The 15,662-nt window shown below is 72.1% G+C and carries 8 protein-coding genes; 5 read left to right on the top strand and 3 right to left on the bottom strand.

What is annotated here, in order from left to right; genetic code table 11:
• Positions 1-7,324, bottom strand: a 7,324-nt coding sequence (locus ACLF6P_RS00865) for an amino acid adenylation domain-containing protein (protein WP_415947317.1), incomplete at its 3' end; no start/stop codon positions are given.
• Between the two features lie 235 nt (positions 7,325-7,559).
• On the opposite strand from ACLF6P_RS00865, the gene ACLF6P_RS00860 reads away from it, so the two are divergent.
• The 5 genes from ACLF6P_RS00860 to ACLF6P_RS00840 are packed head-to-tail and all read left to right on the top strand — an operon-like array spanning position 7,560 to position 11,979.
• Positions 7,560-8,576, top strand: coding sequence for an ATP-binding cassette domain-containing protein (locus ACLF6P_RS00860; protein WP_415947316.1), 1,017 nt, complete (start codon positions 7,560-7,562; stop codon positions 8,574-8,576).
• Positions 8,573-9,370, top strand: coding sequence for an ABC transporter permease (locus ACLF6P_RS00855; RefSeq protein ID WP_415947315.1), 798 nt, complete (start codon positions 8,573-8,575; stop codon positions 9,368-9,370). The genes ACLF6P_RS00860 and ACLF6P_RS00855 overlap by 4 nt, the downstream gene beginning before the upstream one ends.
• 5 nt (positions 9,371-9,375) lie before the next feature.
• Positions 9,376-10,161, top strand: a complete 786-nt coding sequence (locus ACLF6P_RS00850) for a thioesterase II family protein (protein WP_415947314.1) — start codon at positions 9,376-9,378, stop codon at positions 10,159-10,161.
• A 1-nt stretch (position 10,162) separates the two neighbouring features.
• Positions 10,163-11,140, top strand: a complete 978-nt coding sequence (locus ACLF6P_RS00845; protein WP_415947313.1) for an ABC transporter ATP-binding protein — start codon at positions 10,163-10,165, stop codon at positions 11,138-11,140.
• Entirely contained in the window at positions 11,137-11,979 is an 843-nt protein-coding gene (locus tag ACLF6P_RS00840; RefSeq protein ID WP_415947312.1) for an ABC transporter permease, read from the top strand. The genes ACLF6P_RS00845 and ACLF6P_RS00840 overlap by 4 nt, the downstream gene beginning before the upstream one ends.
• Positions 11,980-12,123: 144 nt before the next feature.
• On the opposite strand, the gene ACLF6P_RS00835 is transcribed toward ACLF6P_RS00840, so the two are convergent.
• Positions 12,124-12,348 (bottom strand): hypothetical protein, encoded by a 225-nt coding sequence (locus ACLF6P_RS00835; protein ID WP_415947311.1) that lies wholly within the window; start codon positions 12,346-12,348, stop codon positions 12,124-12,126.
• Between the two features lie 105 nt (positions 12,349-12,453).
• Positions 12,454-15,411, bottom strand: coding sequence for an AfsR/SARP family transcriptional regulator (locus ACLF6P_RS00830; RefSeq protein ID WP_415947310.1), 2,958 nt, complete (start codon positions 15,409-15,411; stop codon positions 12,454-12,456).
• Positions 15,412-15,662 lie beyond the last annotated feature (251 nt).

Below are 15,662 nucleotides of genomic sequence, written 5' to 3'. Positions count from 1 at the left end.
AGAGTTCGCCGGGTACTCCTACGGGTACGGGTTGCAGTGCCGCGTCGAGCACGTATGCCGTCGTGTTGCCCATGGGGCCGCCGATGGGCGGCGTGGTGCGGTAGGTGTAGGGACGGCGCACCGGGTGGCAGGTGGCGAACGTGGTGGACTCCGTCGGCCCGTACACGTGCACCACGCGCGTGTCGGGGCAGTCGTCGACAGCTCGGCGCATCGCGGCCGGAGAGCCCGTCTCGCCGCCCGTCCACACTTCACGGAGGGCGGACAGGGGCCGGTCGGGGTCCTCCGCGAGGAGGTTGAACAGGGCGGTGGTGAAGAACGCCGCGGTCAGACCCTCGCCGGCGAGCAGCTGCTTCAGCGCGTCGAGGTCGATGTCGCCCGGCGGTGCGATGACGACCTCGCCGCCCGCGAGGAGCGGTACCCACAGCTCGTATGTCGAGGCGTCGAAAGCGAGCGGCGAGTGCAGCAGAACCCGGTGGTGCGCGCCGTCGCGGAAGGCCGGGTCGAAGGCGAGCGCCGCGATGTTGCGGTGTGTGACGGCGACTCCCTTGGGCGTGCCGGTGGAGCCCGAGGTGAACATCGCGTACGCGAGGCGGCCCGGGGCGGCGGTCGGCGGTGGTGCGTGGTCCGGGCCGTCGCTGGCCTCCGGGCTCATCCTCCGGGTCCCGGCCGGCAGCGGCAGGTCGTCGCGGTCGGTGACGATGAGCGCGGCCTGCGCCTGTTCGAGGATGGTGCGCAGCCGGTCGGCCGGGTAGCGCACGTCCAGCGGTACGTACAGGGCACCCGCCTTGAGGATGCCGAGGATCGCCACGACCGCTTCGAAGGAGCGCTCCAGGTAGAGCGCCACCCGGGACTCGGGGCGCACGCCCTTCGCGAGCAGCCGGTGTGCGAACCGGTTGGCGCGGCGGTCGAGTTCCGCATAGCGGAGCGTCTCGCCGCCCAGGCGCAGGGCGGGTGCGTCGGGAGTGCGGGCGGCCTGGGCGGCGAAGAGGGCCGGCAGGGTCTGGTCCGGGACGTCCCCGTCCGTGTCGTTCCAGGTGTTCAGCAAGGTGTGGCGTTCGCCGTCCGAGAGGATGCCGAGCGCGCTCAGCGGACGGTCGGGGCAGTCGGCGGCCGCTTCGAGCAGCCGGACCAGCCGGTCGACGAGCGCCTCGGCGGTGGTGCGGTCGAAGACGTCGGTGGCGAAGCCGAGTTCGCCGCCGAGGCCTTCGTCGTTCTCCTGGAAGGAGAGGACCAGGTCGAACTTGGCGACCCCCGCGCCGAGGTCCGACACACTCCCGGTGAGACCCGGCAGGTCCAGTTCCTCTCCCGCGTCGTCCTGCTGTACGAGCATCACCTGGAACAGCGGGTGGTGGGCGAGGGAACGGGCCGGGCTCGTCAGCTCCACCACACGCTCGAACGGCACGTCCTGGTGCGAGAAGGCCGCCAGGTCCACGTCCCGGACGCGTTCGAGGAGTTCACGGAAGCTCGGGTCGCCGGAGGTGTCGGTGCGCAGCACGAGGGTGTTGACGAAGAACCCGACCAGGCCGTCGAGGGCTTCGTCGCCACGGCCCGCGACCGCCGTGCCGACCGGGATGTCCGTGCCCGCGCCGACCCGGGTCAGGAGCGCCGTGAGAGCGGCGTGCACCGTCATGAACATCGTGCTGCCGCCGGCGCGGGCGAGGGATCTCAGTGCCCGGTGCGTCTGCGCGCGGAGCCGGAAGGGCACCTGCCCGCCCTGGTGGGTGGCGGCGGCGGGACGCGGCCGGTCGAGCGGCAGGTCGATCAGTTCCGGGGTTCCGCTCAACTGCTTTTTCCAGTACGAGACCTGGCGGGCCAGATCGCTGTCCGGGTCGTCCTCGGCGCCCAGCGCACGACTCTGCCAGAGGGCGTAGTCGGCGTACTGGACGGTGAGCTCCGGCAGGTCGGGCGGGCTCCCCGCGAGCCGGGCGGTGTAGGCCCGGGACAGGTCCCTCAGCAGCGGGCCCATGGACCAGCCGTCGGCGGCCGTGTGGTGGAGCAGGAGCAGCAGAGTGTGCTCCTCGGGTGCGGTGCGCAGCAGTGTGGCCCGCAGCGGTAGCTCGGTGTCGAGCGCGAAGGCATGACCTGCGGCGGCTTCGAGGGCCGCCTCCAGGTCCTGCGGCGTGGACTCGGCCGTGTGCAGCGGCACCTGGGCGCGGGCGGGGGACAGGATCTCCTGGCGGGGGACGCCGTCGCGCGCGGGCAGGAGCGTGCGCAGTGCCTCGTGCCGTGCGACCAGGTCGCTGAGGGAGGCCCGCAGGGCGGGCTCGTCGAGCCGGCCCGTGAGACGCAGTACCAGCGGCACGTTGTACGTGGCGTTGGGGCCTGCCAGGCGGTCCAGGAACCACAGACGGTGCTGGGCCGGGGCGAGCGGCAGGACATCCGGGCGCGGACGGGGCACGAGCGGCGTCCGGGTGGGCGCGGTCGTGTCGAGGCGGGTGGCCATCTCCTGTGGTGTGGGTGCCTCGAAGAGGGTGCGCAGCGTGACATCGACGCCGAACACCGACCGGATGCGGCCGGTCAGCCGGGTCGCGAGCAGGGAGTGGCCGCCCAGGTCGAAGAAGTTGCCGTCGACGGCGGTCTGCGGCACCCCGAGGACCTCGGCGAACAGACCGCACAGGATCTCCTCGCGGGCCGTGCGCGCGGTGGCCCCGGTCGCGGAGGTGGTGGGTTCCTCGGGGGCCGGCAGGGCGTCCCGGTCCAGCTTGCCGTTGGCGGTGGCCGGGAAGGCATCGAGCAGGACGACGGCGGCCGGGACCATGGAGGCGGGCAGGTGCTGTGCGGCCCATGCGCGCAGTGTCTCCGGGGCCGGCCCGGCGGTCGGCTGCCCTGCGGCGTGTGGGATGGCGTAGCCGACGATCCGGGGGTCGCCGGGGCGGTCCTCGCGGACCACGACGGCGGCCGCGCGGACATCGGGGTGGGCGCCGAGCACCGACTCGATCTCACCGGGTTCGATGCGGAAGCCGCGTACCTTGACCTGGTGGTCGACGCGGGCGATGAACTCCAGGAGCCCGGCGGAGTTCCAGCGGGCGAGGTCACCCGAGCGGTACATGCGTGCGCCGGGCGGCCCGTACGGGTCCGCCACGAAGCGGCCCGCGGTCAGGGCGGGCCTGCCGTGGTAGCCGCGGGTGACCAGGTCGCCCGCGATGTACAGCTCGCCGGGCACGGAGGCGGGCACCGGGCGCAGCTGCGCGTCGAGGACGTACATGCGGGTGTTCCAGACCGGCCTGCCGATGGTGACCACGCCGGCGGGCACCGGGTCCCCGGGGGCGATACGGAACTCCGTGCAGCCGACGGTGGTCTCGGTGGGCCCGTACTCGTTGACGACCGTGACACCGGGGTTGCGGGCGCGCCACTGGTCGAGGACCTCGCCCATCAGGGATTCGCCGCCGAGGACCAGCTGCCCGGTGGGCGAGAAGCCGTCGTCGGTGGCGAGCAGCACCGGCAGATGGCTGGGGGTGGCCTTCACGAACTGTGGGCGGTGATTCGGCGCTCCCTCCGGTCCACGGCCGTCGAGCTCCGTGAGGTGTACGGTCCCGCCGGCGGTCAGCGGGGCGAACAGGCCGGTGACGGTGAGGTCGAAGGAGACCGGTGAATGCACCAGGGCCCGGCCGCGCACACTGTCGTACGCCTCGCGGGCCCAGGCGAGGTAGGCGTTCAGTGAGCGGTGCTCGACGACGACGCCCTTGGGCCGGCCGGTGGACCCCGAGGTGAAGATGGCGTAGGCGGGGTGGGCGGGCGTCAGCGGGGACGTCCGTTCGCCGTCGGTGACATCGGTGCCGGACAGCGCTCGCAGGTCTGCCAGGTCGCCCGCTCCGTCCAGGGTCAGGGCGGGCAGCTCATCGGGCAGGATCCCGGTGTGGGCGCGGCTGGTGACGGCCGCGACGGGGCGCACGTCGGACAGCACGAAGTCGATCCGCCCGGCCGGGTGGGCGGGGTCGAGCGGCAGGTAGGCGGCGCCCGTCTTCAGGATGCCCAGGATGGCGGCGACCAGATCCACGCCGCGGTCCAGAGCGACGGCCACATAGCGTTCGGGCCCGGCGCCCAGGGCGATCAGCCGGCGGGCGATCCGGTTGGCGCGTTCGTTCAGCTCCCGGTAGCTCAGGCCCACCCCGGCGTGCTCGACGGCCGGAGCGTCGGGGGTGCGCCGGACCTGCCGCTCGAACAGCTGGGGCAGGGTGGCGTCGCCGACCGGACGGCGTGGCCCGTTCCACTCGACGAGCAGCCGCTGTCGTTCGGCGTCGTCGAGGATCTCCAGCGCGCCGATGGGCAGGTCGGGCCGGTTGCAGGCCGCCTCCAGCAGCCGGATCAGCCGTGCGGCGAGGCGCTCCGCGCTGTCATGGTCGAACAGGTCGGCCGCGTACTCGAGCGTGTACGTGACCGGTCCGCCGGGCTCCTGCGGCTCCTCGAAGAGGAACGACAGATCCACCTTGGCGGCGCGCCGGTCCGTGGTGGAGACGCGCACATCGAGCTCCGGCAGGTCGAAGCCCGTCTGCGTGCCGCCGGAGAAGGTCAGCATGGTCTGGAACAGCGGGTGGTGGGCGAGCGAACGCGCCGGATTGAGGTGCTCGACCAGGCGGTCCAGCGGCTGGTCCTGATGGGCGAAGTCGGCGAGGTCACCGGCGCGCACCCGGCCGAGCAGTTCGCGGAACGTCGGATCGCCGGACGTGTCCGTGCGCAGGCACACCGTGTTGGCGAAGCAGCCGACGAGCGCATCGAGTGCCTCGTCGGCCCGGCCCGCTGTGGCAGTGCCCAGTGGGATGTCCTCCCCGGCCCCGAGCCTGGTCAGCAGCGCCGCGAGACCTGCCCGGACCATCATGAACAGGGTGGTTCCGGTGGTCCTGGCCAGATCCTGGAGCCGCTGGTGCTGTGCGGCGGTGAGCCTGCCGCGCACCTGGCCGCCGCGCCCGGACGCCACGGCGGGACGCGGCCGGTCGGTGGGCAGCTCGAGGACCTCGGGCAGTGCGTCGAGCCTGCGCTCCCAGTACGCGAGATCGTCGGCGGGGCGTTCGGCGCTCTGCTGCCACAGGGTGAAATCGGCGTACTGCACCGGGAGTTCGTCCCAATCCGGCGCATGGCCCGCGTGGCGCGCGGTGTAGGCGGCGGAGAGGTCCCGGGCGAGGGGTGCCGTGGACGCCCCGTCCGTGGCGATGTGGTGGATCAGCAGGAGCAGGGTGTGTGCCTCGGGTCCGGTGGCGAGCAGCACTGCCCGCAGCGGTGGCGCGGCCGCCAGATCGAAGCGGTGCCCGGCTTGCCGGGTGAGTTCGTCCGGCAGTTGCTCCGGGGAGGTCCGGACCGTGTGCAGCCGGGGGCGGGCGCTGTCGAGGATCACCTGGTAGGGCTCGCCGTCGGCGCTGCGGTAGAGCGTGCGCAGCACTTCGTGCCGGTCGGTCACGTCGCCGAGCGCTTCGGCCAGTGCGGCCCGGTCGAGCGGTCCGGAGAGCGTGAGGGTGAGCGCGATGTTGTACGAGGTGTCGTCGGTGTCCAGTTCATGGACGAACCAGAGCCTTCGCTGGGCACTGGACAGTGGCAGCCGCGTCGGGGGCCGTTCGGCGCGGGTGAGCGCGGGGCGTCCGCCGTCGGCCGCGGCGAGCGCCGGCGCGAGCCGCGCCGGGGTGGGCGCGTCGAAGACGGCGGCTACGGGCAGGCTGCGTCCGAGCAGCCTGCGCACCCGGTTGACCAGCCGGTTCGCGGTCAGGGAGTCGCCGCCCAGGGCGAAGAAGTCGTCATCGGGTCCGGCGCCGGCGGCGCCGGTCACCTCGGCGAACAGCGTGCAGAGAAGCTCCTCGTGCACTCCGCGCGGCGCCCGCCCGGTGGCCGTGGGCAAGGGTGCTGCCCGCAGCGCGGCCCGGTCGGTCTTCCCGTTGGGGGTGAGCGGCAGTCGGGTGTGGCGGACGGCACGCGCGGGCACCGCGTGTCCGGGCAGCCGTCCGGCGGCGAAGTCCAGCACGTCCGCTTCGTCCACGGTGTGTCCCGGGGCGGCGACCAAGTGGGCGACGAGGACGCCGTCGTGTACGGCGACCGCGGCGCGGGCCACGCCGGGGGCGGTGGCAAGCACGCCCTCGATCTCGGCGGGCTCCAGGCGGTGGCCGCGCACGCTCAGCTGGTCGTCCCGGCGTCCGGTGAACTCCCAGGAACCGTCTGCCGTGCCGCGAACCAGGTCGCCGGTGCGGTAGCTGCCGCCGAAGCCCTCGCCGCGGGGCTCGTCCAGGTAGCGGGCCAGGTAGCGGGTGCGGACGACCAGCTCACCGTCCTCCGACAGCAGCTCGACGCCATCGATGCCCGGACCCAGCGGCACTCCCGGTCCGCTGCGGGCGGCCGCGGGGGTGCCGGGTGTCCGGGCGGCGTACACGGATACGGCCTGCGGTGTCTCGGTGGTGCCGTACAGGTTGAGGACGCGGGTGCCGGGGGCCAGCTGCTCCCAGGCATCCACGGTGTGCCAGCGCAGCTGTTCGCCGCCGAACCCGGTCAGCCGCAGCGCGGGCCAGCCGCCCTCCGGTGCGCAGTCGGCGAGCGCGTCGCCCAGGCCGGGTGTCAGATGGGCGAGGGAGATTCGTTCATCGGCGAGCCACCCGGCGACGGCGTGTGCCTCGCGCGGCTCGGTATCCGGGAAGACCACTGTGCCCCCGCACCACAGCGGTACGAGTATGTCGCGCAGCAGCGGGTCGTGGCCGAGCCCGGAGAGGACGGCGCCGCGCACCGAGGAGTCGAGGCCGTACTCGGTGGTGTACCAGGACAGGAAGTGCTCCACCGGCTCCCAGGTGCCGAGGATGCCACGCGGCCGGCCGGTGGTGCCGGAGGTGAAGGTCACGTAGGCGGCATCCGGGGCAACGGAGCCATGAGCGTCCTCCGCCGCGCCGGTGGTGCCCGCCGCGCCGGTGTTACCCGGCGCGCCGATGGTGCCCGCCGCGCCGGTCGCGCCCGTGCCGTCGGCGATGTCGATGACCGGCAGACCCTCGGCCAGCCCCGCAGGGATTCCGGCCGGGTCGCAGGACAGCCACGCGGCGGGAGCGGCCGCCTCGGCCTGCAGCCGGAGCCGGTCCACGGGATGGGCGGCGTCGCACACCATGAAGGCCGCACCGCTGCGGGCGACCGCCACGAGCGCCAGTGCCAGTTCCGGAGTGCGCCGCGCGTGCACGGCGACGACGTCACCGGCCCCGATCGCCAACCTTGCGAGCTCTGCCCGCAGTTCACCGGTCCGCCGGTCGAACTCCCGGTAGGTCCAGCGTGCTTCCGCCGACAACACCGCGATGCTCTCGGGGTCGGTGGCCGCATGCCGCGCCAGCCGGCGCAGCAGTTCCAGGTCCCGTATCGCCCTACCTGACATGGATCCGACTCCTCAATTCGCGTTCCACATACCGGTGGACCGTAGGAATCGGCTCTTTCGCCGCGTTATCGGCGGTGTTTCGGTGCGCGGCCGCCGATCGGGATTCCCTTCCCGTTCCGTATACGGAGCCTGTCGCGATTTCCGCCGGGCGAATCTCTTCGATATGTCATCGATAATCCGGCCGCCTAGCCTCGCTTTCGCCGCTGTCACCGCGGAGACCGAGAGGATCGACCCGATGACGATCACACCCCCTGCCATCCGTGCAGAGAACCTGGCCAAGACCTTCGGCGACACCCACGCTGTACAGGGGGTCTCCTTCGAGGTGCCCGAAGGCACGGTGCTCGGCCTGCTGGGCCCCAACGGGGCGGGCAAGACCACCACCGTTCGCATGCTGTCCACCCTGGTCAAACCGGACTCGGGGAAGGCGCTCATCCACGGGTACGACGTGGCCCGCCAGTCCCGTGAGGTGCGCTGCCTGATCGGAATGACCGGCCAGTACGCCGCCGTGGACGAGGACATATCCGGCTGGGAGAACCTCTATCTCGTCGGCCGGCTGCTCGATCTGGGCCGGGCCGGTGCCCGTGCGGGCGCCGACGACATGCTGGAGCGATTCCGGCTCACCGAGGCGGGTTCGCGCCCCGTGAAGGGCTATTCCGGTGGAATGCGGCGGCGACTCGATCTTGCCGCGAGTCTGCTGGGCGAGCCCCGGGTGCTTTTCCTCGACGAACCGACCACCGGACTCGACCCGCACAGCCGCAATTCCCTGTGGGAGGAGGTGCGCGCACTCGCTCGCAAGGGCACCACGGTGCTGCTGACCACGCAGTACATGGAGGAGGCCGAGGCGCTCGCCGACTCCGTCGTGGTCATCGATCACGGCCAGGTCATCGCCTCCGGCACCGCGCGGGAACTGCGCGAGCGCGTCGGCGGCCCCGTCCTGCACGTCACCCCGCAGCACCCGTCCGACCTGGGCGTCGTCGGCGACACGCTGCGGCGGGCGGGCCTCGGCCCGGTCGCGGCCGACCACGACTCGTGCCTCGTGCGGCTGCCGCTCGACCATGACGGCCAGGTGATCACCGCAGCCGTACGGGCGCTGGGGGCCGCCGGTCTGCCCATGGCCCGCCTCGACACGCACGTGCCCAGCCTGGATGACGTCTTCCTGGCGCTGACCGCCACCGAGGCGGTCACCGCCCCCCTCGCGCCGGCGTCCCGCACGGGCGCCGTCGACACCGAACCCACCCGGAGTGCGGCATGAGCGTCCTGACCGCTACGACGGGCGGCCTGTCGGCCGCGCGCCGGAACACCAGTCACACACTGGCCATCACCCGGCGCAATCTGCGCAAGGTGCTGAGCAGTCCGGGGCAGATCCTGGACGCCACCCTGATGCCGCTGATCTTCGCGCTGATCTTTGTGTACATCTTCGGCGGAGCGATCTCCGGCAGCGCGGGCGCCTACCGGCAGTACGTGATGCCCGGCATCATGGCGCTGACCACCACAATCGCCTCGCGCACCACCGGCATCAGCCTCAACATCGACTTCAACAACGGTGTGATGGACCGGTTCCGCACGCTCCCGATGGTGCCGTCCGCGGTGCTCGCCGGCCGGATCCTCGCCGACGCGCTGCGCATGCTGGTCAGCCTGCTCGTGGTTTTCGCGTTCGCCCTGGCGATCGGCTTCCGTGTGCACACCGGCCCGCTGCAGGCCACCGCCGCCATCGGACTGCTCCTGCTGTACGGGATCGCCCTGGCCTGGCTGCACGCCTTCATCGGGCTGACCGCGCGCACCATCGAGACGGTGCAGAGCGTCGGCATGCTGGCGATGGTGCCGTTGCAGTTCGGCAGCTCCATCTTCGTCGAGCCCGACACGATGCCCGGCTGGCTGGGCGTGATCGTGGCGAACAACCCGATGAGCTCGGTGGTGGATGCCTCACGCGCACTGCTCACCGGGGGGCCCGCGCAGACACACGTGCTGGCCGCCCTGGCGTGGAGCCTCGGCCTGATCGCCGTACTCGCCCCGCTGTCCGCGAACCGTTTCCGCAGGCGGCGGTGAATGCGATGACGACCACGACACCGCTGCCCGCGGCCGCCGCCGACTGGCTGCGCCCGCTGCACTCCCCGGTCCGGCCCAGGGCCCGCCTGGTGTGCTTCCCGCACGCAGGCGGTGCCGCGAGTTTCTTCCGTGACTGGCCGCGTCACCTCGCCCCCGACGTCGAGGTTCTCGCCGTGCGCTACCCGGGGCGAGAGGACCGTATCGCCGAGACACCGGCCCGGAGCATGGCCGAGCTGGCAGGACCGGTCGCCGAGGCAATCGGGACGCTGTCCGCCCGGCCGACCGCCTTCTTCGGGCACAGCATGGGCGCCTCGGTGGCCTACGAGACCGCGGTGCGGCTGCGTGCCACCGGCCTGCCCGGACTTCTGCTGGTCTCGGGCCGTGCCGCACCGCACCGGCTGCCCGACTTCCGAGTCCGCGACGACGAAGCGCTGATCGCCGACGTCCGCCGCCGTGGCGGGCCGCTGGCCGGCGCCCTCGACCACCCGGATCTGCTGGACCTCGTGCTGCCCTCCCTCCGCGCCGACTACCGGCTCCTGGAGGACTACCGAGCCGAGGCCGTGGCGCATCGGCTCGGCATCCCCGTCGCCGCGTTCCACGGCGACGCCGATCCGGATGTGCCCGCCGACGCGGTGCACGCCTGGGCCGATGTCGGCAGCGGCACCTTCACCGCGCGGGCCTTCCCCGGAGACCACTTCTATCTGATGCCGCATGCCAGGGACCTGGTCGGCGACATCGACGCACGCCTGACCGCTCTGTCCCCCGCTCCTGTCCCCGAGAGGAACCTCTGAGATGCCCGTATCACCCCCCGAGGTCGCGGCCCGCAACCTGACCAAACGCTACGGCGCCAGAACCGCCGTCCGTGACCTCACCTTCACGGTGCCCAGCGGCAAGGTGACCGGATTCCTCGGCCCCAACGGCGCGGGCAAGTCGACCACGATGCGGCTCCTGCTCGGTCTCGACCGTCCCGACAGCGGCACCGCCACCATCGGCGGCCGTCCCTACGGCGAGCTGCGGGACCCGCTGCGCACCGTCGGCGCGCTCCTCGACGCGCGCGCTTTCCACAAGGGACGCAGCGCCCACCACCACCTGCGCTTCCTCGCGCACACCCAGGGACTGCCCGCGCGCCGTGTCGACGAGGTCCTTGAGCGTGTGGGCCTGACCGAGGTGCGCAGCGCCCGGGTGGGCGGCTTCTCCCTCGGCATGGCGCAGCGCCTGGGCATCGCCGCCGCTCTGCTCGGCGATCCGCAGATCCTCGTCCTCGACGAGCCGGTCAACGGCCTCGACCCGGAGGGCGTGCTGTGGATCCGCAACCTGATGAAGTCCCTCGCGGACGAGGGACGTACGGTCCTCGTCTCCAGCCATCTGATGAACGAGATGGCCGTGACCGCCGACCATCTCATCGTCATCGGCCGTGGCAGCCTGCTCGCCGACTGCCCGGTCGAGGAGTTCATCGAACGCAACTCGTCCCAGGATTCGGTCCTGGTGCGTACGCCCGACGCGCTGCGTCTCGCGGCTGTCGCCGCCGACGCGGGGGCGAGCGTCGGCGAGGCGGGGCCCGACCGGCTCACCGTCAGCGGCATCGAGGCGGCACGGCTCGCCGAGCTGGCCGCGGCGGAACGGATCATCGTCCATGAACTCACCCCGCAGCGGGCCTCGCTGGAGGACGCGTTCATGCGGATGACGGGTGCGAGCGTTGAGTACGGCGGCCCCGTCGAGGCGGCGTCGTCCGCCGGTTCGTCCTCTCTCACCGACAGGAGCGCAGCATGACCACCGTGGTCGCAGACACATCGTCCACCCGTTCCCTCGTATCCCGTAGCTCCGTGGGCGGTGGCTTCCTCGGGCTGCTGCGCGCCGAATGGGTCAAGATCGTCTCGGTTCGTTCCACCCTCTGGGCCCTGCTGCTCATGCTGGTGGCGTCGGTGGGCGCGGCGGTGGCGGCGAGCGCCGTCACCGTGGCCGGCTGGGACTCCGCCTCGGGCGAGTCCCGCGCCAAGGTCACGGCGGACCCCCTGGCCACCATCTTCAGCGCCTTCGGTGTTGCTGAGCTCATCGTGTGCGTGCTGGGCGTGCTGGTCATCACGAGCGAGTACTCCAGCAGTACGATCCGCGCCAGCGTCCTCGCCGTGCCCAGGCGCACGCCCGTACTGGCCGCGAAGGCGGCCGCCTTCGGCCTGCTGACCCTGGCCGCCGGAGAACTCACCGCGCTCGCCTCGTTCTTTGCCGGGTCTGCGATCCTGCAGGAGCACGCCCCGGTGGCGCTCGGCGACCCGGAGGTTCTGCGGGTGGTCCTCGGCAGTGGTCTGTTCCTCGCCGCAATGGGCCTGTTCGCGCTGGGCATCGGCGCACTGGTGCGGCACACGGCGGGAGCGGTCGCCGGGGTCCTCGGCTTCCTGCTGGTCCTTGCGCCGCTGGCGGGAAGCCTCCCCGCCTCGGGCGGCCAGGCGGCGGCAGCCTATCTGCCCTCCAACGCCGGGCAGTTGATCGTCTTCGCTCATCCGGACCCGGACGCGGTGCTCACCCCCTGGCTGGGTCTCGGCGTCTGCGCCCTGTGGAGCGTGGCGGTACTCGCCCTGGCCTCGGTGCTGTTCAAGCGGCGCGACGTCTGACGCCGGACACGCCGCAGCGCCCGTACCCGTCACCTGTCCGGTGGCCGGTACGGGCGCTGCCGTGCGGGGGCCGCGGCCGCGCCGACGGCACCACGCCACGAGGGGAGGCCGGTCAGCGCGGACGCGCGCGAGACATGATCACCATCATGGCTCGACCGGGTCCTCGAGGAGGCGCTGAATGGCCCGCACCCGCTCGGCGACCTCGGCGACCTCGGCCCTGAGCGCGTCCTGCTCGCCCGCCAGTCTCTCCACTTCCGCGTGCCTGCGTCGCGTATGCCCCGTGGACATCCAGCACACTGCTCCCACGACGAGCATCGTCGAGCTGAGCATGACGGCTGCCGCGATGACGGCACCGGCTGTGGCATCCATGGTTCATACCTCCTCCACCGGAGCGCACACCGCCCGACACCGGAACGCTACCGGCGCCCCCTTCCCCGGGCCATGGGGGAAAACCGGAAGCCGCCCGCGGCGGCACTACGCGTTCAGGGTGTCGATCGCTTTCTCCGCCCGTGCCTCCCACGGTCTGGCCCCCACCTGGACGAACAGCGTGTCCGCCGCCCGCAGATGAGCTGCGGCGCCCGGCAGTCCGAGCGTGGCGAGCGCCTCGCCGAGTGCGAGGTTGATCTGCCCTTCGACGAGTGGGCTGTTCAGCCGGGAGGCGATGTCCAGGGCGTCGGTGAGGGTGTCGACGCCCTGCCGGGACCGGCCCGCGGCAAGCCTGGCCTCGCCCAGTCCGAGCAGCGCGTGCGCGAGGCCCACCATGTCGGACTTCTCCTTCACGATGCGCACCACTCGCTGGAACGCCACCTCGGCCTCCTCCGTCTGCCCCAGGGCGAGTTGGGCGCGGGCGAGCCGGTGAGTGCTCTGGGCCACGCCGCGCGCGCCGCCGCGTCCGATGCTCTCCGAGATCCGCACGGCCGCGAGGCTGATCTCCCGCGCCTTCTCCGGCCTGCCCAGGTCGAGTTCGATCTGCGCCAGATTGTTCATCACATGGGCTTGCGACGACAGATCACAGACCTCGCGGAAGATCCCGCGCGCCACGGTGAGCCGCTCCCTGGCCTTGTCCAGGTCGCCCAGCATCCGGTCGTGGATGGCGAAATGCCGGAGCGTCAGTGCCTCGCCATGCCGTTCGCCGACCTCCAGATGCAGGGTGAGGGCCTCCTCGAGCAGGGCCGCGGTGCGCGGCAGGTCCCGCAGCCGCAGTGCGACCGCGCCCAGGTCGGTGAGCATGGCGGCCTGGCCGCGCATGTTACCGGCGGCCCGCGCTGCATCGAGGGCCCGTTCGGCGCACCACCGCCAGTCATCGATGTAGTTCCGGGTCTCGAACAGGACGGAACTGGACACCGTCAGGTCCCACACCAGCTCGTCCATGCCGAGCTCGGCGCCCTGGTGGACGACCGCGCGCAGCGAGAGCCGCTCCGCCGCGAACCACTCCAGCGGTGAGACGAGCAGCTCGTCGACCAGGTCACGGGGCAGTGGACGCCGCTCCGTGGAACCGTGCAGCACGCTGAAGTCACCGCCGTATTCGCGCCGGTGCGCCTCGCCGGCGAGGGTGAGATAGGTGCGGAAGAGTCGTTCGCGGGCCGCGAGCCGCTCCTCGGGGCTCTCCTCCTCGGCGGCGCGTTCATTCGCGTACAGCCTCAGCAGGTTCTGCAGCCGGTAGCGCATATGGCCGGTGGCGTCGAAACCGACCGCCTCCAGGAACTGTGCGTCGACGAGCTGCTCGACGAGACGTTCGGCCGCCACCGGCTCGATGCCGAGGAGCGCGGCCGCCGTCCAGGAGGCGAAGTCCGGCGCGTTGAACAGGCCGAGCCTGCGGTAGAGGGTGGCCGCGTCGGCGGAGAGGAAGCGGTGGCTCAGCTCCAGGCTGGCGCGTACCTGGTTCTCGCCCTGGCTCAGCTCGTCGAGCCGGCGCCGCTCGTCGCGCAGCCGCGTCACCATGTGCCGCAGCGTCCAGTGCGGCTTGGAGGCGAGGCGGGCCGCCGCGATCCGCAGCGCGAGCGGCAGCCGGTCGCACAGGCCGGCCAGCGCCTTGGCCTCCGGCAGACGCGCGGTGATCCGGGATCCGACGACGGCGGCGAGCAGTTCCGTGGCCTGCTGCTCGCTGAGCAGCCCCAGATGCACCCGTGCCTGCGGCGGCCAGGTGACCAGCTCCTCCAGTTGTTCGCGGCTGGTCACCACGACACAGGACTCGCCGGATCCCGGCAGCAGATCCTTGATCTGCGGGTAGCTGCGTACGTTGTCCAGCAGGACGAGCACCTTGCGCGGAGCGAGCAGTGAACGGTACAGGGCCGTACGTTCTTCGATGCCCGGCGGGATCTCCTCGCCGGGCACGCCGAGCGACCGCAGGAACCGGCCGAGGACCTCCGCCGGGTCGATCGGGGTGTGATGGCCGTCGTAGCCGCGCAGTTCGGCGTAGAGCAGACCGTCGGGGAAACGGTCCTGCACCCGGTGGGCCCAGTGCACCGCGAGCCCGGTCTTGCCGACTCCGGCGACTCCCGTGATCAGCCCGATCCGTGGGCCCGCGCCGCCCGCGTGCTCCTCGGGCACCAGATGGCCGAGATCGCGGAGCTCGTCCTCCCGGCCGATGAACGCGGCCACGTCCGGCGGGAGTTCGGACGGTATCAGGACGGTCGGCGAACCGGCCGGGCCCGCGGCCTTTGCGGGGGCCGCCTCGTGCAGTGGTTCCCGCCCGGGCCGGGCGGGGTCCAGCGAGGGATCGTCCCTGAGCATCGCGTCGTGCAGGCTCTGCAGTTCGGGGCCCGGCTCGATGCCCAGCTCGTCGATGAACTGCTTGCGCACCCCGCGATAGGTGTCCAGTGCCTCGGCCCGCCGCCCCGAACGGTGCAGGGCCAGCATCAGATGCCCGAGCGTGCGCTCGCGCAGCGGGTAGTCCCGTACGGCACCGGTCAGTTCGGAGACGATCTCCTGGTGGTTGCCGAGTGACAGCTGTACCTCGGTCGAACCGTCGAAGGCGGTGAGTCTGCGTTCCTCGAGGCGGGCCGCTTCGTCCTCGATGGGCTGCCCGGCCACGCCGGCGAGGGCGGGCCCGCGCCACATGAGGAAGGCCTGGGCGTACCGGTGCGCCGCCTCGGGCAGCCTCCCCTGCCTGGCGCATTCCTCGGCCTCGGCCACCGCCTCGGTGAATTCGACCCAGTCCAGTGCGCAGACGGAGTCGTCGAGCCGGTAGCCGGGGTGGGCGGTGACGATCACGTCTTCGGTGACGCCCTCGTTCCTTAATGTCTTGCGCAGTGCCGCGATGCAGATGGCGACCTGGGTCCGTGCCGTCGCCGGCGGCCTGCTGCCCCAGACCACGTCGACCAGCAGGTCGACGGGGACCACGTGCCCCGGATTGAGCGCGAGCAGCGACAGAATGACGCGCTGTCTCGCTCCTCCTACCTGGATCTCGCGCCCTGACACCGTTGCTGTCAAGGGCCCGAGAACCTTGAGCCTGAGCCGCTCGCCCACCGAATCCCCCTGTCGTGTTGACACGTCCCGGCATGAAGCATGCCGGAAAGCCCGGTCGGATCGCATTGCGGTAACGGGGAAGATCCGCAGAGGGGCGCTGCCGCCGGGCGTGGATCCTTGAAGCCGGGGGCCGGCCGAGTGGAATGCAGCGGATCCGCGGCTGCTCTCGGAAGCTGTTGCGACACGCTCTCAGGCGTGGCGGGAGAGGCCTTCGG

It is taken from the genome of Streptomyces lothianensis (assembly GCF_047779955.1).
Classification (GTDB): Bacteria; Actinomycetota; Actinomycetes; order Streptomycetales; family Streptomycetaceae; genus Streptomyces.
This window is presented reverse-complemented; position numbering and strand designations above follow the sequence as displayed.

Coding starts and splice junctions, on each gene's coding strand:
- ACLF6P_RS00860 (WP_415947316.1), top strand. CDS start 7,560: ATGACGATCACACCCCCTGCCATCCGTGCAGAGAACCTGGCCAAGACC.
- ACLF6P_RS00855 (WP_415947315.1), top strand. CDS start 8,573: ATGAGCGTCCTGACCGCTACGACGGGCGGCCTGTCGGCCGCGCGCCGG.
- ACLF6P_RS00850 (WP_415947314.1), top strand. CDS start 9,376: ATGACGACCACGACACCGCTGCCCGCGGCCGCCGCCGACTGGCTGCGC.
- ACLF6P_RS00845 (WP_415947313.1), top strand. CDS start 10,163: ATGCCCGTATCACCCCCCGAGGTCGCGGCCCGCAACCTGACCAAACGC.
- ACLF6P_RS00840 (WP_415947312.1), top strand. CDS start 11,137: ATGACCACCGTGGTCGCAGACACATCGTCCACCCGTTCCCTCGTATCC.
- ACLF6P_RS00835 (WP_415947311.1), bottom strand. CDS start 12,348: ATGGATGCCACAGCCGGTGCCGTCATCGCGGCAGCCGTCATGCTCAGC.